We start from the raw sequence: 20,157 nt of genomic DNA, 5'->3' as shown, positions 1-20,157 counted from the left end.
TGGCCATCCTAGCTTACTCCCCCTGAATGACTGTCACACAAAGCCGTTTGCAAGTAAGGTTTAAGTAAATTAGCATTTGCTTGCACATAAGGGGCTTGCAGCATTTCATTATGGCTACCTTGTCCCTTCAGTTGTGTTAGCTGTCCGTTGGTACTTTCCGCCCATGTTGGTACAAAAATAGCTTTCATTATTGGATCGGCAGTTAACTGCGCAACCAAATCATTCTTTGGTGAGTTTAAAGTGATCAAATTGGCGTTAATGGCGGTTTTAATCGCCGGCTGTGCCAGCCAATGATGATGGTAATAGGCCATTACCCTCTCATTTATGGTATGTGGTTTCAACCCTTTATTTGTCAACTCTGTTATCGTATTGGCAATCATTTGTTGTTGTAATTCAACAATGTCGGCAGGTAATGTTGCTAAGCGATCACTGAGTTTGAATGCATCTATCATGATAATCTGCACCACAGTATGGCCCAACGATTCAAGTTTATGCGCTACAGCTATAGCTAAATTTCCGCCGCCTGAATAACCCATTAAGGTAATAGGCTTATTTTTACTATGCGATATTATATGTTGGCAATATAAAGCCACCACATCATCACAGTGTTCCGGAAAATGATAAGCAATAAAGCAAAATTCCTTAAGTACTTTTGCTAATTCATGATAGGCATAACCAAAACTACTGGCTGGTGGAAAGCAATACAGAGTTTGCTTTAGTTGTGCATTGTAAGTTACAAAGAGATTGGAAAAATCACCGTTATTGCTCTTGTTATTTACGCTATAGTCTACCAGCTGAGCAAGAGTTGAATTAACGTTGAGTTTATCTAGGGAAACGTCCCAGTTAAGTTGGCACTTCAACTCACTGACTAAATGAATAATACTAATAGAATCAACGCCAAGCTCAAATAAAGTGTCATCCTCACTAGGTAGTTCGGTTAGTGATAGTACCGTTTTTATAATCTGCAATAAAGGCTGATGTTTAGTATTTCCTGCTGAATTAACTTGCAAATTCATCCCTAACTTGGTTAAGGCTTGCCGATCTATCTTACCATTAGCGCTTAACGGTATTTCTTGCAGCAAGTTAATGATATTTGGCACCAAGTACGGCGGTAAAATAGTTAATAACTGTTGCTTTAATTGACTGGGAGTTAACCCCGCATGCTTCATTGCCTCTTGCTGCACATAAGCCACCAACCTTGTTTCCCGCCCTTGTTTTTCTGCTGTTACAATGGCTTGATTAGAGGGAATAAAACGATGGAATGCTTGATCAATTTCACCTAGTTCAATACGATGTCCATGAACTTTTACTTGATGATCTTCGCGACCACAGAAGTGCAATAAACCGGCTTGGTCGACATAGCCCCTATCACCGGTTAAATAAAGTCGACAGTGTGGTTTTTCTTCTTGGTTGATAAATTTATCGTCAGTTTGTTGCCGATCATTAATATAGCCGCGGGCTAAGCCGACGCCAGTAATGGCTATTTGACCGATATCGCCTTGAGGACAAATACGCTTATGCTGGTCGAGAATAAAAACAGGGGTTTCTTGATAAGCTTTACCGATAGAAATCTCAGCTAAATTGGCTGATGACGGCACAACAAACTCGCTCACCAAAATACTTGCTTCTGAGGGACCATAACCATTAATTAACTCAATACCGTAAGGTTGATGTAATAAACGGTCAAATAAAGCAACGATATCGGGCCTTAAAATATCACCGGCAGAAAGAATACTATTAAGACCTTTCAGTTTATAACTTAACTGATATTGCTCAATGTAGCTTAGAAATGCATGTAATAATGAAGGAGCAAATATGAGTTCAGCCACCTGGTAATTTTGCACATATTGGCATATAGCTTCAGGAGCAGCTTGTTTGCCCAAAGGCATAATCGTTAAGCTTCCTTGTGCATAAATCCAGCCTAATAGCTCAAATATCACCAGATCAAAGGTAAGTTCGGTCATTAATAACATGCTCTGGTTGGCAGCAATGGGTCTATTGATTTGTTTGCTCTGCAAACGGTGCTGAATACCAAAATTTTCCAACATCACGCCTTTGGGGCGTCCGGTTGAACCGGAAGTAAACAATACGGTAAATAACCCCGCAGGAGATCGCACTATATTGAGGTTTTCATCACACAGCTTCGGTCCTGAACAAGCTGTGTTTAGTAGTTCCGTGAAACAAATTTGCTTAGCCGACAATTGATCAACATGCTGTTCGTCGGTGATCAATAAACTGGTTTGGGTATCATCAAGGCAGTCTTGATTACGCAATTTAGGCGCATTCAGCGACAACGGCATGTAAGCTGCTGAAGTTTTTAGTATGGCTAATACACAAGTTAGCCAGTCAATTCCTGGCGGCATAAGTATAGCAATAATAGTGTCTGTTCTTACCGAAAAATCATGCTGTAATACATGAGCGATACGGTTGGCTTTGTTGTTTAGTTGCCGATAAGTTATTGTTTTATCAGGTTCATATACCGCTACTTTTTCTGGTTGTAATTGCGCAGTATGTTCAAAAGCTTCAACAATACTCATGTCAATAACTTGTTTTATAGCTGGCGTTGTTACATTATTTCCCGTAAAAGATGGCCAAGCTTTGACATGATTTCTAAGTTGTTTTTTATCTATTTTTCCAGAGTCGAGGTAAGCGAAGGAACTGATCATAATAAATTGATGAGGAATCAAATATGAAGCAAGTGTTTGAGCTAAGTGCTGCTGTATGTGTTTTTGTGTCAGTGCTTGTTCTAATATAGCTGACTGGTGAATATAAGCAGTAATAACATGCCCTTGTGCCGATTTATCATAACTGAGCACAACTAATGAAGGTTTAACCAAAGGTGAAAATGCTTGTTGTATCTCTGGTAATTCAAAGCGATGGCCATTAATTTTTATCTGTTCGTCAATACGGCCGTGATAATACAGATATCCATTTTCAGCGAGATGTACTAAGTCGCCAGTTTTATAACTGCGCTGTCCTGTTTCAACATGGTGATAAAATCGGCTATTATCTTTTATTGAAGTATTCAGGTAACCGTTAGCTACTTGTGTACCCCGAACATGTAGTTCACCCATTTCACCATTACGCACTGGTCGATTTTTTTCATCACAAATAACGAGGGAACCTGGATAAATAGCCTTACCTATAGGCACCCTATTATCATCACTTAAGGTCAGGTCGTTACAATTAAAGTGAGTAATTTCAATGGTGGTTTCCGTTGGCCCATAGGCATTAATCAACTCAATATTTTGTTGTTTAAATAATTTCTTAAAAGTACTAACTGTGTTGATCGTCAATACTTCACCACCCACGATAATACGCTTAAGACTAAACAGTTGTTCAGAAACACTAAAAGCATCAATATAAGCTAACAAAGCATCCAATAAACAAGGCACCATACTCAGTTCTTCACATTGGTATTGTTCAATGACACGGCAAATAACCTGAGGATTGCCTTCGTCACCTTCAGGGATAATGCACAACGTGTTTCCAGAGTGGATCCAGCCCAATAGTTCCCGTATTGATACATCAAAACTTAACGGTACTTTTTGTAGTTCAACACCTCCTTGTTTGACCGGGTAACATTCATTTTTCCATTTTAGATGACGATTCAACGCTTGATGGCTAATTTTTACGCCTTTGGGCACACCTGTGGTACCTGAGGTAAATAATACATAAGCAATATCATCCACCTGATAACATTTTGCTAACGGTCGCAGGCTATTGGTTGACTGATATTGCTGATTAATCTCAATGAATTTTATCTTTGAATTGACGATCATTTTAGCGGAATTAGCGATTACCGCGTTGATCTGCCCCTGAGTGATTTTTTGCCGATTTTTTTGTTCGCTAACCTTAATGCCTAAAGGAACAAATATCGCGTTCAAGTTAAAAATGGCCAACATAGCAACAACTAAGTCAATTGAACGAGGTAAATGAGTCGCAACAGATTGTTGGCTGGTAACCCCTTGTTGCTGCATGTGCTCACTAAGAGCCAATGCCCGTTGACATAATTGCTGGTAGGTGATCTGCTCGTTACCACAGATCACCGCGGTTTTATCCCCATGATGTTTGGTATGATATAAAAACGTATTAAAAAAATTGTCTATATTTTTTTCCATAATGATCTCTTTAAATTAAAATTGGTGGGTGAGCGATAACTGGAGCTGTCTACCTGAAGCTGGAAAACCTTGCTTGAGTGACTTGTTGTTCAAGGTAATTGGATAACGGTATTGGCTATCGAACAGGTTTTTAATGCCAAACTGAATATCGACTGGCCAGTTTAGCCAGTGCTTGCTACTGATCATGCTATCAAGCAGCCAAATAGAATTAGTATGTACTGAACCGTTATCGATGTAGGTACATTTGCCACCATCAGAACATTCAGCATCGTTATATATTTTGTCGATATAGCGGAGTGAAAAACTGAAAGCAACAGCGTTTGATACTTGCTGGCTAAATTTAATATACGCCAAGGATTTTGGTGATAAGGGGACCGCCCCTTTCATGTTCTCTGCTTTTGAATGTTGATGACTAAACGCAAATGAAGCGCCGCTATTTTGGTAGCTTAATTCCACACTAACTTCAATACCGGTAGTGCTGCCACTTTTGGTATCACTATGATAATCATCATCTGAATAACGAAAAACAAGTCCCTTTAATTGATTGTGAAAGAGGCTTATTTGACTATTTAATGCCAGGTCTGTGTCTTCATTTTGGTATTGATTAAGATAAATAAGCTCAACAGCATTTATTTTTTCATGCTTTAGGCTACCATCCTCGCTTGCCAGAGCATCACTAACCTGCCCTAACGGAGGTTGCCTTAACCCTTTACTATACAATAACTTAGCTACATTATTCTGATTTAACGAATATAACAAAGCGAATCGAGGTATATAAGTGATACCGGGATTAGTGTATTGCTTGTCAAACTCTTCAGGCGCAGCAGCATCTTCTGTAGAATATTGTCCAGAGCCAAAAATAATACGGTAATCATGGCCTTTTTCGATTCGTACTCCGGCAATCAATAAGAGGTTATCTTGCCATTGATAGTCGACTTGGCCATAAACCGATTGTAGGCGCATCGTATCTTTAGGGTGCAGACGAATATAACGGTTATCATTATTGCTGATTGCGGGTAAGTCAAAGGTGGTATGTAGATCAACGGCTAAACGCTGCATATAACCAAAAGATAGCTCGAGGGGCTGTTGCCAAAGTAAATTGCCATCAACAAAGGTGTCGAATTCGAGTTGATAGGCCGAAGAGCGGTAAGTAGTAAAACCATATAAAGCGTGGCCAGAGCTATAATCTTGTGCTGAAGTATGACTAACATAACTGATACTACTTTTTGTTCTTATGGCATGATCAAGCCAAAAGCTTTGTTGAGCAACATTAAAGTTAATACCTTGCATTAAGGTTTGTTGGCGATTAACGAGTGTCCGATCAAAGACCAATAGGTTGCCTTTATCCGCTTTGGAAATATTGGCATCAAATGTTAAGCGGTCTTTATAGTTTCCTGAGATACTTAAATAAAGTTTGTTATAGTGCAGTGCGTCTTGCGCATCAATGCGGCTATCATCTGTATAATTCAATGCCCGTAAATTAAAGTCAGCTTCATTGCCTTGTTCAAATGAAGCGATAATGGTTTGTTTTAATACCCCGTCTGAGACTAGTTTTATTGATACTTTTTTAAGCCCTTGGCTCATCGACATCAAGGTGACTGCACTGTTTTTTGTTGATGTTGTAGCAGTATTATCCGAGCGAGTAATAATATTTATCGCCCCCATTAAAGCCCCACTACCATAAACAACCGACATAGGGCCACGGACAATTTCAATACGCTCAATGGTTTCAACAGGTACATTAATACGCGATAGCGGATAAGAGCCCCAATAGTCCTCATATTGGTTAATTCCATTAACCATAATCATCATAGAGTTATTGATACCACTGGTTAAAAACCCCCGTACGCCAATGTTACTGCCGGCCGCTATCCAATCGTATTCTTCAATGGCATATAAACCCGGCACGTGCCGTAATATTTCTTCAATACTGGCATACCCAAAGCTAGCAATTTGCTGCTTAGTGACCACTACCACGCTGGCGGGTATTTGACTGATTTTTTGCTTGGTGCGACCCGCAGTTGACAGTAGGGTGTCTAAAGGGGCAACAGTATCAATAAATTCAAGCTCTAACTGGGCATATATAATACGGCTAGCATCTACTGTTACCGATAAAGGAGCGAACCCTTGCTTTTCAAAGAGTAGTTCTTCACCGGCCATCGCCTTAATATTAAATAAGCCATAACTATCAGAATATACCGGCTCAATGTCAGTACCTCTCACCAACGATACTTTTACACCTGCGAGGGCATTTAATGTCATTTCAGCGGTAACTTTGCCTATGGTTGCAGCCAACGAAACCTGACCATAAAAAAGTAACGTTAAAAATACTAATCGTCTATTTTTCATAGTGCTTCCTTCAAGTTATTGGCAGCTAAAAACTCTATACCGTGATCAATAAGGGAATCAATCTGCCCAGGATATAGCTTGATATCGCCACTTTCAGTACCGGCAAAAATGAAGGTATATTCACCGATAGCAGCCAAGGTCAGACTATGTATCCACTGGCTATGAGTAAATTGAATAGGGCTGTGTTTCGATAAAGCTTTGCCCGGTTGCCATAGCTTTATCGTGCCGTTAAGACTTGCACTGATGATACTATTGCTCTGCGATGAGAATATACTGGCAACTAATTGATGATCATGAGCCCGGAAAATATCTGCCTTGTTTTCATCCTTGGCTGTTATCGGATATTGATAAAACCAACCTTGTTCGTCGCCAGCAATTATGACGTGGTGTTTTTGTACAAAAATAACCTGAGAAATTAACGATTTTTGTGGCACTGACCAATAAGACTTAAAAGGATCGAACAGCGAGTCTCGACGCCACAACTTGACGATACCTTGATGTTGAGTAACTACTTCGTTTGCGTCTTTATTTAGAAATACCAGGGTGCTTTTGTTGACCTCTATCGCTTGTTTCTGCCAGTTTTGTTCAATAACATCATATTGATATAAATGCTTCTCGCCTTGTAACCACAAATTATCGTTATTCAGTAAACTGATACGGTCCACTTTAAAATTCAAGTTTTCAAACTGAGTAATTTCACTTTTGGGCTCGAGCGACCAGTGAAAAAGTTGGCCTGATTGGCTAAGTAATAACAACTTTATGTTATGCCTGTCATGTAAGTTAAGGGCTATTTGTTTAACCACAAACGACAGTTTATTTTGATAAATAGGTTTAATATTACGGGCAGTGCTGACTTGCCATAAATACAAGGTATTGTTGACATCTATACTTATAAGTTGTTGTTTATTCTTCTCAAACGCCAGATATTTAACACTACTTTGATGACCTTTAAGTACAGCTAAACCATTTTTTTGTTGCTGGTATAACAAATTAAACAAAATGTTATTATTGGTATTACCACCGTTTTGTTTTAAAACATGATAAGCATTTAAGGCCATGGTTAACTGCTGGCGCGGCTCTTGATGCATTTTTGCCTGATATACCAGAGCCTCCGCCTCTGCAATTGATTGTAAACGTTGTGCTTTTTCTTGTTCAACCTTAGCAATCAAGGCCGATTGATCCGCTTGCTCTTTATTTTTTATTGCACGTTTTTCTTGCTGCTTAGCGTTGTCCCGCTCTTTTTGCGCGATATACTCCTGTGCCATCGCATTATCACGTTCTTTTTGGGCAAGTTCGCCTTGCTTCACCGCGTTATCACGTTCTATTTGCGCGAGATGTTCTTGTTTGAGTGCATTGGCACGTTCGTGTTTGGCTATTTTGGTTTCTTGTGCCAAGCGATTACTTTGTGTATAAAGATTAAACAATAGAATTAACGACAAGCCACATAAAAATGATGACAAAATAGAGAACGTTTTCAATCTTTGTTGATTTCTTTTTCCCTTAGCAAGAGTAGCGCTAACATATTGCTGACTGGCGTTAATAAACTCAACTTGAGTGCCGGTTGGTGCTGGCTCGTGATCATGACTTATCGCCGTTTCTAACCATTTACTGGCAAACAAGGACTCTTTACTGCCAAGCAAGAACTCACTATTACTATTATTTTGTTGCCATAATTGTTTTTTCTGTAACCAATAACGATGAGACTCTAGATGCTCATCATTGGTATTAAGGGCATTTACTATTTCTGCCATGCTAAATTCAAGTAGCTCATCAACCACAATGGTCTGTGCATGATATTTTTGATATTCAGCGGCATAATTGAGGTTTGAAAAGCGTTCTAGCCGTAAAGGAATAATATGCTTACCTAAATTTTCGGCCGCCGCTAACCATGATGAAACCACCTTGCATGCTTGGCGAGGCACAATAAAAAATACAAACTTGGCATTGGCTATTTCATTTTTTACCGCCTCGCTGACTTCATCGCTATCAGTGGTTGCAACATAATAACCATAAGAGGTTTTATTCAGTTCTCGTAACCGTCTACTCAGACGCCTAACAAAGTTGTTATCTTCTTGAGAAAAACAAATATAAATATCGATATTGTTGTGGTTGCCAGTTTCCTGCCGATGCTCGCCACTGATGCTAATAAACTCAGTTAATTTTGCAGGTGCCCCTAGTACCCCTTTATTGGCAGATAAGGTGAGAAAGTCGCTATATTCACCACTCTCTTGAAGGGTTAATAAAGCGGCATCGGTTTGAAATTCAAACCATTGTATTGCCCGACAATAAAGATCATTTCGTAAACATAAATAATCGTGATCAATAGTTAAATGTTCAATCAGCGCATCGACTAACGCTGAAGTTTCATCGTTAGTCGCAAGCTTGATGACGGTATTAAAGTCTGAACCGTTACCTGTAGCATTGCTGTTTGTGCTAATTAAGGTGAAGTAACGTTTTTGTTGTTGCTCAATAAAAGCTTGAATTTGTTGCCAAATATTACCAACAGTCTGTTCTGGCAACATTAAAACTATGTTGACTGATTTTTTCAGCATAGTTTCGGTTTGTTTTTCCAAAGTAACATTGGGGCCAGTATCAATAACGTTACTGCAAACAATAAAACCACAACAAATAAGCTGATATTCCAGCTCTTGCTGCCTTTGCTTGAAATTACTCGCATACACAATACAAACCTGGGCTTGTGTATCTACACTGAAATACTGCGAAGCATTAATAAACTGGGTGTGCTCTGCTAAAGGCACTATTTCAACATCACGGCGCTGGCTAATATTTTGCAGCCACGAGGTTGCGGCAGCCATTTCCTCCCCATAAAGCAGCAATTCAGAATTTTTTCCTGCGTTTTGCCATTGGTCAGCCTGAAATAATAACTGGCAATGTGGATTCACCAAAGTTTTGTCTTGCTCCAGCATATTCACAAACTGATTAAGCATAGGGTCAAATAACTCAGTTTGATCGAACAACAGCCAGTTGAGACGCATAATATCTGCCGGTATATCGTCAAAGCTGTCGCCCATATCGACATGGTGAATAGGAATGATGCGTTTGTTAAATTCTTTGGCTTTATTTAGCTCTTTACGGCAATATTCAGAATGCACTGCATGAGGTGAAATAATGAAACAAAAGTTGGCTGCATGACGAATGCCTTCATCAATTTGTTGTTGAAAATCTACGGCTAAGGCTATGTTTTCTTTATCTAACCAAACAGAATAGCCTTTTCGAATTAACGCTTCACGTAACTGCACCGCAAAGTTTTTACTGTGGCGTCGACCATAAGAAATAAAAACATCAAAGGTGTCTTGTTTGAACGGTAAGAGTTGTGGTGAAACATCAGCGTTAAAAAAATCACGTATCTGCTCAAGAGAATGGAACCACAGAGAGCCATTGGCTTCAATGGTTTCACCAATGGTTTGCAATACCGTCAACTGCTGCTTGTTAAAGCGCAAGCCTTCGTCTTCATCTAAAATACAAAATATGGTGCGATCGGTATGTTTATAGGAAGTATCGACCACCTCAGCCAGAGAATAATAACCTTCTATTTTTGGCGTAAGCACAAACAACCAAAAGTCAGCCGCTTGCTTAGCCTCTAACTCCCTTGCTAAACAATCTTCATGCCACTGGGTGACAACGGGATTAAAATAATCAACCGTTAACTGCGGCATTAACCACTCGCGCCAGCGTGAGTTATTGCAGGTTCCGCCCAAAAAAACATTCACGACGATTTCTCCTTGTCACTGTTACCGTGATTATCCTGTTGCATGTTAGCCACCCATTGATTGTTTTCATCTGCCAGAGTGCTCTCAACCTGGGCAACAAATTGGCGAAATGCGCTTTTATGACTGTAGGGCCCTGCTTTAGTTAAGAACAAAAACTTTTCTTTAGACAAAGCCTGTGCTACAGCTCGGCTTAGCAGCCAGTTTTCCTGATATTTATTGAGAGACTCCATCGCCTCACAAACCGCAATTAACAAGCCCAAAAGACCTATTAGCCAATGCACATAGGGCAATGAATCTATATTGCCGGCCAACAGCGGAATCAAACCTGCAGACAAAACCTCTATCGCCTTAGTGCGCTTATAATAACTTTGATTTTTTTGACTTTTTTTATCGTAATAGCCCATTTGATCTTCAAGGCGTTGAGTTAAATATTCTTCTTCATTCATTGGTAAATTTAACTCCCATCTTCAGAGCCGTAGGTCATTAAGCCAAGGGCTATTTGCCATCACTTTTCATTAGCCCAAAGGATATTGTCACTGGCTAAGTAGATATCTTTTATTAATACCTAATGTATTGCTTCAGCCACATAATGACTCGGTCAAATCAGCCTTATTGATACTAGATAAGTCCGCGTTTTATCTTGTGAAGCTCGCTATATCTACTTCTTTAGGTATTTAACAAGGTGAATAATGCCTGAAGGGAAAATTAACCCACTCAGCAAAATGGCCTTAACGTTCAGTAAACATGACTGCAAAAATCATTGTAATTATTCATCGACTAAGAAGAAAAAGACGAAATCAACCCAAAAACAACTCAGTTTAATTGAGATGTTAAAATAAAAATTAAGGATGTAAAAAAGAGACTAATGACACCGGATAAGTGATTAACTGTGGTACTTAAACTCAATCAAGAATTAAGTGTAATCTTGATCACCAAACAGTTATTCGAGTCAGCTTAAAAATTGAAAAGGGACAGAAAAAATTTACCAATCATCATGGTATGAAGTAACCTTCCTGTCAGAGTGGGTATAGGCTATTTTTGGTTAGTTAAAACGTGGTGTACTTGAAACGTTAATTAGGATAAATCTGCATAAGTTATTATGCGTAACATAATAACTCGTTGAACGATATAACTTGGAAGTACAGAGTTTCCACTTATTTAGACTGAATATTCACTGTTCATATTAATGATATGTTCTACAGTCGTACTGTCTGCATCATCGGCCATTATGAGCCCCTTAGTTTTCATATTATTTTCTTGTAATAGTATGTTTACTCCTTCTCCTGAAGACCATGGTTGATACCTTAAATTTGAATAGCTCAAATGATTTATGCCTAAAAGTTTAGTATCTTTATTAACATCGATTACTGCTGCAGCTTTAAAAACAGCAAACTTTTTAATATTATCTTTGGTCAGCGTTTCAAAACCTGACTCTTTTGATATACCTTTATATTTATCTTGTAAATATACGGTTACGCCACTGTCAGTATTGAGTTCTATCCCTTCACTATTATCTCCATCCGTCAACCAAGACCGCACATCAATAGCATCATCTATAGGTGATCTCATACGGTTCATCACAATAACCTTATTTCTTACTTCCCCACACGTCGGCCATTCTTGCATAGCAGGGTTTGACTCTAGGAGTTTGTCTCCAAAATGCTGTTTCAGGCTAGTCGACACCCCTTTTGAAATGTCATCACGGCTAGAAAATTTTCCCTGCTGCTGGAATATCAGTATTAAAAATTCTTTGGGGTTTTTATCAAGCCATTTTCGTACTGTAATTAACACTTCATTAAGTGTTAAGTTTAAATAAATAGGCCCATGATACATACCGATAAAACTGGTAAGACCGAGGTGATGTATATTTGATGCGCAACCAACGCGTAAATCAAACGCACGAACTCCCATTTCAAGCTGCTCTTCAATACTCTTTCTTTGAGCCCACGCACCGGGAATTCCTGGAAAATTTTCATGGTGCGTCCATGCTGATGAATCATGAGTCCCTGGTATTGCAATTTGATTAATCCTAGTTTCATCTTTTAATTTTTCGCACCAATTCATATAGCCTTCCTCTTTGTAATGTAAATAATAGAAAAGTTGCAATAGAACACTGTAATTAACGCATAACCACTTAATTACACGCTATTATTTTTTAATCGCAGCAGGTTGCCATTTGAACTCTGGATGTTCTTCTGCCCATTTTTGGCACCACTTGTAGTGTATATCGGCAGCTAGTTGCATATAATGTAAAGTGCTATTAGCTTCAACATTTATATTGCCATATCGCGTTTGGGCCAAGCCATCAATCAAGCCCAAGCTTTTGTACATAGGTTCTGTAAACACGCACTTATTATTATTCCAACGTTCATTGAGCTTAAACTTTTTACCTAGCTCTGTTGATTGCCAAGTTTTCTCGCTCTCAAACACGGCAGATAACTTGGTATTATCTAAGGTATGTTTTTTACAAATGGCATCATTAATATCTGCCGGAATGGTGAGTTTTTGGCTTTGTCCGCCAGTGTTAGAGTTAGTCTTTAAAGGGTTGTCACTTACTTTAGAACTAGCTGTTTTTATACCTAAACAGCTAGCCATCACAGTACTTAACCAAGACCATGCTTCATTGTATTCAGTCGGATTATTCCTAAGAATATAGCCATTACTTGGGTGCCATGCAGCTGGATATATATAGCTCAACCAAGAGTAGTCAGGAAAGTGTCCTACTTGGCCATGGCCTCGGCAGGCAGATGAACCAGGAATAAAAGCTGGCGCTGCTGCACAATCGGTATCGGAATGCAGTGCCCAAGCGGTACCCGTCCAATCAGTCAAACTTAAGACATTACTATCTTTTTCACTGGCATAAACACTGTTGAGTGTGCCTGCGCCATTAATATTTTTGCTCGCTTCACCAGTAAAATCTTGATGTGCCCAGGTATCAGCAAAAACATGCATGCGGATCCCTAATAAAATAAGTGCTAATTTTTCTCGGTCATCTACCGAATAATTACCAGAGTTACCTGTATAAGTATTTATCAAAGTGGTTAGGTCATTTTTGCCATCATTAAGTTCTCTGAATTTATTTATGCTGTCTTTGGCCATATCTAACGCAAACACACTATATGGCCGACATAATTTAGGCACTTCTGCATTAGATAATGACGACGCTGTTGACCTTATTTTCAATCTTGATTTAAAGTTTTGCTCCCACTCATAGGAGTTAATATTTGATGCCTGGCTATGGCTAAGGTTACCGGGAGGAAAATGAAATGCATTCCACAGATCACTGTTGTAATCTACTGCCATTTTTGCCCCGATGGTTTGACAAGTGAGTTGCGGGTATGTGATGGCCTGTACAATATTCGTATTATCTTTAATGTTCCAGTTTGACCAAAAATCAGAATTAAAAAAATCAACATATTCCGCAGCATTAGCAATAAGATTAGCTTGCTTAAGGTTAAAGCCGGCATTAAGGGCTGCGGTTCCAGTACCATAAAAATGAAAGTCAGTATCCATCGTATTATCCAAAATTTAAGTGTTAAGCGAAATAAAGTAATTTAAAGAGTAATGTATGAATTCAAACCTTTAAATCATTCGAAAAAAAAGAGACTCCGATTGTTATTAACAGCCTAGGTGAGCAGCCTTCCCGTATACAGTTCACGACTTTAACTTCCTCTACAATTTCAGACTCGGCCAAAACGACTAAATTAACTGTGCAAATTAACGATAAGCTCTTTAGGACATATATGTCCCATCTTGTTTCACTCATTGGTTTACTTGAGCGGGCATTATCAAAAGGATCTTGCCCATTCTACCCAGCCGCTGTACACCCGACTGCCGGAACCAAGTGGCGTGTCTTGCTTGGCCGCAATGGATGCATCCGGCACTAAAAAGGTGTAACTCCAATTGCTCGGGTTACCGGAGGTCTGCAAAGAGCAACCGATAAAGTACCATGTGCCCTTGCCTTGTCCTGGTCTTAATTCCTTCACTTCAATCGCAGTGTTTCTCAATTTGATGTTGGCAGAACAGGCTGCTGGGTAACCGCCCTTGAAGCTCTCGGTAAACCTGTTGATGAAATTATTGATTTCACCGGCTTCAAACCAGACACCACTGTAGTTTTCATGGGTATTTGCAGCGAGTTGTGGCTTGATAAGTTCAATCGATTGTCTGTCGGGATAACGCTGCACTGGAACCCAGCCATCCTCAGTTAGCATTTCAATAAACTCAGGCGGGATCGCTAATGGAGTATTGGTGGCGTCACCCTGCATGAAATCACCAAATTGAGCATCCCTGCCGATACTGGCAGGTATTAAAAAGCGCAGTGCAACCGGACTCATCCCATCAATTTTCTCTGTAAGCATATCTCGGCTGTCGGAGAATTGTATAATGTATGGCCGCAATGCAGTCGGACAGGTGGCAAAAGCGTTAACGTTTTCTGAAGTCTGATCAGAGCCTATCTGTTGATCAGCGGTATTAGTCTTGGTTGAACCGCCACGGTTTCTCGGTTGCAGCCCGGTTTCGGCTATGCCATTGAGATAAAATTTGCGGGTGATGTGCAGACCATACAGATTGTTTTTTGTATCTCCTCGGGTTGTTTCATCTCTATCTTCAGGAACTAGGAAGGCCCTTACATTCCATTTAGCTAATATCTGCATCCTCTGAGTTACAAATTCCCACCACAATTCCGTTGGAGGACGCTGCACTTCGCCATTTTTTTGTTCAAACTGCTGTTTCGCTTCAGTAAAATCCTGTCTTAATCCGTCTACGTTATCATGCGCCATAATAGCACTGCTCTCTTCATATTCCAGCTGGATATAGTGCTCGATCAATTGTTCGAAAGCTTGTCCGATTGTTAATTCAGACCAGCGACCTTCCATACAGCCTGTTAGAAAAACCTGCCTGACCAGCGGGATATTTTCCACCTTTGCTATATATTCCCTGTACGCTAAGAGCTCTTTACCTTGCCGCCAGAAGTCAGCCCAGGAAATGCAGCCAAGTGTTTTACTTGCATCGTAAATTTGATCAGTGCCGACCAATGGGGGATTGAGTTTTTGCTTCTGGAGCTCCCCCTTCAGGGAGTTTAATGAATATAATTTCCCGTTACTGCACAGCTTATTGAATACTTTAACCATTAATGCGTTTAAACGCAGAAATCCACCGCAATCGGCGGTCAATACTGATATTTCATTGCGGTGAGCGATAACATCGAGAAAGTATCCATTATCGAACGGATACCCAGCCATAAGGTAACATATCAGCTCCGCAGGGCTTTTCAATTCAGCAACGGTACAGCCCGACTCACTTCTTATCCTCAACTGCTGTGTTGTTACATTGAATTCCTGCTCCTTTCCTGCCTGCCTGTTCAGCGGGCTGCCTGGCTTTTGCGCTTCGGTTTGACTCAGGTAATACTCAATATAGATTTTTTGCTGGTGATTGGTTGATTCCATAGGTCCGCCTGTTTTTGGTTGGTTAGCTAACATAGCGGTAAAGATATTAAATAAGTCCAAACATTACTCGGGTGATTCAAGGATATCTGACCAGATTATTGCCTTGAGCAAGCAGGTGAATCGAAACGACCACAATGGGGTCAGGTCCGAATGGAGGAGGAAGTAGAGGAAATAGGACATCCATCATTTGTTTTCCCCCAAAAAAACATCACAAATAATTTATCAAATACAAAGCAAGTTAATCCCACAGGCGTTAATTACCGCAGCGTATGCTTTCAAACGGTAATTGGACGTTGTTTTGATGAATTTGGTAAATCGCAGACAAACATATCTAGCAGCGTTGTCAGCCATTAATTCAAGGAGTGAGGTGTGATATCAGTTAAAAATTGCAGATTGCTGTCGCTGCCCTGTGATCCATTGCTTATTGGTGTGTAAAACAAATTGCGATAACTCAGCTAAAGTGCCAACGGCTTGATGATATTGTTTCCCGAAGTGCTGAGCAAGGTCTACCCAATCATCACCCGTAACACCAAGTTCAAGCAATAAAGGAAAACTGCTTTCATCAATACTACCCGTTTTATCAGACCTTGTTACCCGGCCGGTCGCTTCTATTAAAGAGAAGTAATCTAATCGAATTAACTATGCAATTAACCAATTAACTATGCAACCAATTAACTATGCCCCCCATAATAATTGCGAATTATAATGGGCCTTTATTTTGGTCTTTATAATCCAAATAAAAAACCTAAGCCTGAAATAAATAAGCTTTTATTAACCCTGTAACATTAATATTTACCAAATTTATGAACTTTCAGCTGAGTTAAATTAATCACACTAAAAACTAGCGTGATTTCAAATTTACAGTGGATTAATAAACGGGATTATGCGCTATTCAAGCAGCTTTTTGCATTGGCTATACCGTGTGTTCGCTGCAAGCCAATATGCTCGCTAAATTCACATAAGTGCTCTGCTGTTCCAACGGCTCCTGTGAATATTCCCTCAAAATCGGTGGTAAGTTTTAACCAGCTTTCATCACTGATATGTAGCCTAGCTAGAACCTGCACTAAAATGTAGTAATCGCGACAACCAGTTTGGCAAACTCCGAAATGAAATAAATGTGAGAATTGTTATTATACAAAAGCTAAGACCCGCCTCCTAAGTTAAGTTGTTTAGAAAGGCTCTTAAACATAGCTGGGTAGTATTGTTTAAGAACCTTTTATTCCTTCAGAAAAGCAAGTAGTCAATATCAAAGTAGTACTATTGCAACAGCCCTAATTGTTTATGAATATTTAAAAAAAACGCCCGTGTTGTCGCCAATGATTGTAAGCTTTAATATATCTTTGATTTGAAACCTGATCTTGTTCCGGGTGATTGATTAGGTATTCTCTAACGTTAAACTGGTAAGACGCCTGCCTACCTTCCTTGATTCCAAAATTTCTCCAATGGTCATAAATAAGTTCATAGTTTTCTCCAAACGCAGTCATTAAGTCTGGATAGGTTTGAATATAATGCCTTGCATGAAAATCAGGTACAGCTTGACGAAGCTCTGACTTTCCGTGATTTATCCAGTGATGTAGTAATTGTTCATCATTAAATTGTGTTAAATCAGAGTTGTAATTTCTATAAAAGTTGACATCGAATTCAACCAGCACGGGGGCAAAGATTTGGCACTTGAATAAACTTGCGGTCGCAACTATGTTAGTTGGATGACTAGCTCCCCTTATATCGTATTGGTTTTCCGTAACGGTTGTTCGCCACTGCCATAAGTTATATGGGCACTCATATGTTGTAGTTTCTGTTTCAGTATACGAGAAACTATTTGTAGCGGTTGAAGTCTCTGATACAGAAAGCTTTGAAGTTATTGTGACCGAGCTAGAGCTTTCGCTGATTGGAGTTTTGAAACCACCAGATAGCGATATTTCTGAAGCGAGTGACTCTGTCCAAGAAGACGACTTAGCGGTACTAGTACCTTCTTTTATACCATGTGTTACTTTATATGACGTGCTAGAACAACCATCACACCATGTTAAAGGGACCCAACGTCCTCTGATATTCGTGATACTCTTAGTATCCGTCTTTGCGCTACCGCATATTTTTTGAATCCAAGGGCTTGGATCATGATTAAAGGAACCAAGAGTGCAAGGCAAGTTTGTCCCACTGTAAGCTCGGTAGGTGAAATTATTACCTGATCCATATCTAATTACACTTGGAATATTTTCACTTCCTTGCGGTATATGACAAACTTGTCCTTCTGCGGCACAAGTTGTGAAATTCAGATTCATTGCCGAACTAGGTGAGTATTCACAATATTTTACAGTACCAAATTTGGGATCTAATTCAATATCATCGTATGCATTACAATTATGCCCTGAAGATGCCCAAGTATAGACCCAGTGACCTGGCACACCGAAACGAACTTTTACTGGAGTATCTTTCCCTGTACTAGTATCACATATTTCATTCTCATTGGCGCAATGAGTCCAATCAGTGAACCGTTGAAAGTCAGTCAGAACTCTTGTATAGCATTTTTTGTGCACACCTATATTGGGGTCGCCCATAACCCCCGATGTACATGAGACTCTATCCATACCTTCGACTTCAATAGTATAGTAAGCATCTTCCGCGCCATATGAGACTGCACTACGAGCTAAAGGTTGAGCAATGAGGCATGCTTCCCCCTCGTTTGCACATGGATAATCTTCCGATGCAATTAGTTGCTCTGAGAATAACAGGGTTGAGATAAATCCAGCAACACCAACTAAAGCGTGACAAATCCTCAATTTTCTAGTTAATCTTTTCATATATTATTGCTCCATCTGTGAATTGATATAATCCAATATCTTTTTCCTGAACAGGATAGGTCGAAGACCAATTCTTTTCTATTATTTATAAACAACCTAAAGAACGAAGTTGTTGAAAAATTCAAACAACCCCATTAATTAGAGCGGCTATAACTTCAAAATTATCAAAATAACTAACTCCATAAGTTACATTTAAAACATTAATAGAGAACGCTTTGAAATAATATTACACAATATTTCACTATCTCCTTTTACAAAATAAAAGCCTATCAAAGCAATTAGCTATGCGAAAAAGTTAACTATGAAATAAAATAATTATGAACTCAATGGACTCTAAATAGACTCTGCCACCCATAATAACTACAAAGAATTATGGGCTGTTTTTGTGACTATATAATCAAGTGAAACATTCAAATATAAAGTGCGTTAATCTCACGAGCGATAAGTACCGCTATTGGTATTTTCAATAACGTAATTAGATCACCCATCAATGCAATGCCCATCAATGCCAACCATATTAACTACAGGGAAGAAGGGGGACATCCATCATTATTGGACGTTGTTTTGATGAATAGGGTAAATTGCAGACAAGCATATCTAGCAGAGTTGTCAGCCATTAATTCAAGGTGTGAAAGGTGGTGATATCAGTTAAAAATTGCGGATTGCTGTCGCTGCCCGGTGATCCATTGCTTATTAGTGTGTAAAGCAAATTGCGATAACTCAGCTAAAGTACCAACGGCTTGATGATATTGTTTCCCGAAGTACTGAGCAAGATCTACCCAATCATCACCCGAAATACCAAGTTCAAGCAATAAAGGAAAACTGCTTTCATCAATACTACCCGTTTTATCAGCCCTTATTACCCGGCCGGTAGCCTCTATTAAAGAGAAGTAATCCAATAGCGAAAAAGCAATACCTGCTGGTTGGTTGTTATGCTCACTGCCAATAAACCCCAGTAAAGGTTTAACGGAAAATGGAAGGGTTTTCACATCATCTTGATAACTAGATTTACCCTGTGCCCTTTCAAAAATAGACGTGTATTGTGAGGTTTTAATACTGTTGGCCATACCAGCACGTATCGGGTTTAAGTCTACATACGCCATACATACCAAAAGTGCTTTTTCGTCTAACAAAGCTTGTGATTTAAAGCGACCTTCCCAGAAGCGCCCCTTACACTCATCTTCCTTGTTTGCTTTACGCGCAATATATTCATTGAGGCTACGCATAAACCAAGAAATATCGGTAAGTCTTTGCCGCCACTTTTCAATAACCTCCGACGCCTTATCAATTTCAGCAGCAGTTGTACAAGAGCCTGATAAATAGCGTTCTACTAAAGGATGAAGACCATAAAGTTGACACCAACGCTGGCACACCTCTTCATTAGACCAACCCTGCACCTGAGCTTCATTCACATGTACAACAATATGGTAATGGTTCGACATCACAGCGTATGCGGCAATATCAATAGCAAAAATGGATGAGAGAAAACGAATTCTATCAACCATCCATTGACGGCGATGTTCATAACTTTTGTGATCGTATTTATCAACACCGCAAAGAAAGGCACGCCGTACACAACGTGAAATCAAATGGTAATAACAAGTGTCTTGCAATGAAACCTGGCTACTTCTGGCTTGCGTCATAAGGCTAACCTCAATCATGCATCTAATACGTAATAGTAACTATAGTGTCATGATTGAAATTTAGCCAA

At 39.5% G+C, this 20,157-nt stretch carries 10 protein-coding genes; all 10 read right to left on the bottom strand.

What is annotated here, in order from left to right:
* Positions 1-8: 8 nt before the first annotated feature.
* A complete protein-coding gene (gene dltA, locus GAB14E_RS02505) occupies positions 9-4,121 on the bottom strand; it encodes a D-alanine--poly(phosphoribitol) ligase subunit DltA (protein ID WP_033084202.1) in 4,113 nt (1,370 codons plus the stop codon).
* 15 nt (positions 4,122-4,136) lie between these two features.
* Positions 4,137-6,470, bottom strand: a complete 2,334-nt coding sequence (locus tag GAB14E_RS02510) for a TonB-dependent receptor plug domain-containing protein (RefSeq protein WP_033084201.1) — start codon at positions 6,468-6,470, stop codon at positions 4,137-4,139.
* Positions 6,467-10,201, bottom strand: a complete 3,735-nt coding sequence (locus GAB14E_RS02515) for a TIR domain-containing protein (RefSeq protein WP_033084200.1) — start codon at positions 10,199-10,201, stop codon at positions 6,467-6,469. Before GAB14E_RS02515 ends, GAB14E_RS02510 begins: the two co-directional genes overlap by 4 nt.
* Positions 10,198-10,647 carry a DUF4231 domain-containing protein gene (locus GAB14E_RS02520; protein ID WP_033084199.1) on the bottom strand — a complete coding sequence of 150 codons (450 nt, stop codon included), beginning with the start codon at positions 10,645-10,647 and terminating at the stop codon, positions 10,198-10,200. Before GAB14E_RS02520 ends, GAB14E_RS02515 begins: the two co-directional genes overlap by 4 nt.
* Positions 10,648-11,359: 712 nt before the next feature.
* Positions 11,360-12,265, bottom strand: a complete 906-nt coding sequence (locus GAB14E_RS02525) for a phosphatidylinositol-specific phospholipase C domain-containing protein (protein ID WP_033084198.1) — start codon at positions 12,263-12,265, stop codon at positions 11,360-11,362.
* Positions 12,266-12,349: 84 nt separating this feature from the next.
* Complete coding sequence (locus GAB14E_RS02530) at positions 12,350-13,714, bottom strand: DUF6765 family protein (protein ID WP_033084197.1); 1,365 nt, start codon at positions 13,712-13,714, stop codon at positions 12,350-12,352.
* Positions 13,715-13,989: 275 nt separating this feature from the next.
* Positions 13,990-15,645 (bottom strand): hypothetical protein, encoded by a 1,656-nt coding sequence (locus GAB14E_RS02535; protein ID WP_033084196.1) that lies wholly within the window; start codon positions 15,643-15,645, stop codon positions 13,990-13,992.
* 375 nt (positions 15,646-16,020) lie between these two features.
* Positions 16,021-16,188, bottom strand: a complete 168-nt coding sequence (locus GAB14E_RS24960) for a hypothetical protein (RefSeq protein WP_156115795.1) — start codon at positions 16,186-16,188, stop codon at positions 16,021-16,023.
* Positions 16,189-16,934: 746 nt separating this feature from the next.
* The gene (locus tag GAB14E_RS02540) at positions 16,935-18,446 is read right to left on the bottom strand and encodes a hypothetical protein (protein WP_033084195.1); all 1,512 of its coding nucleotides are present in this window, start codon (positions 18,444-18,446) and stop codon (positions 16,935-16,937) included.
* Between the two features lie 644 nt (positions 18,447-19,090).
* Positions 19,091-20,089, bottom strand: a complete 999-nt coding sequence (locus GAB14E_RS02545) for a transposase (protein ID WP_033084194.1) — start codon at positions 20,087-20,089, stop codon at positions 19,091-19,093.
* Between the last annotated feature and the right edge of the window lie 68 nt (positions 20,090-20,157).

This window comes from Colwellia psychrerythraea (genome assembly GCF_000764185.1).
Classification (GTDB): Bacteria; Pseudomonadota; Gammaproteobacteria; order Enterobacterales; family Alteromonadaceae; genus Colwellia; species Colwellia psychrerythraea_B.
This window is presented reverse-complemented; position numbering and strand designations above follow the sequence as displayed.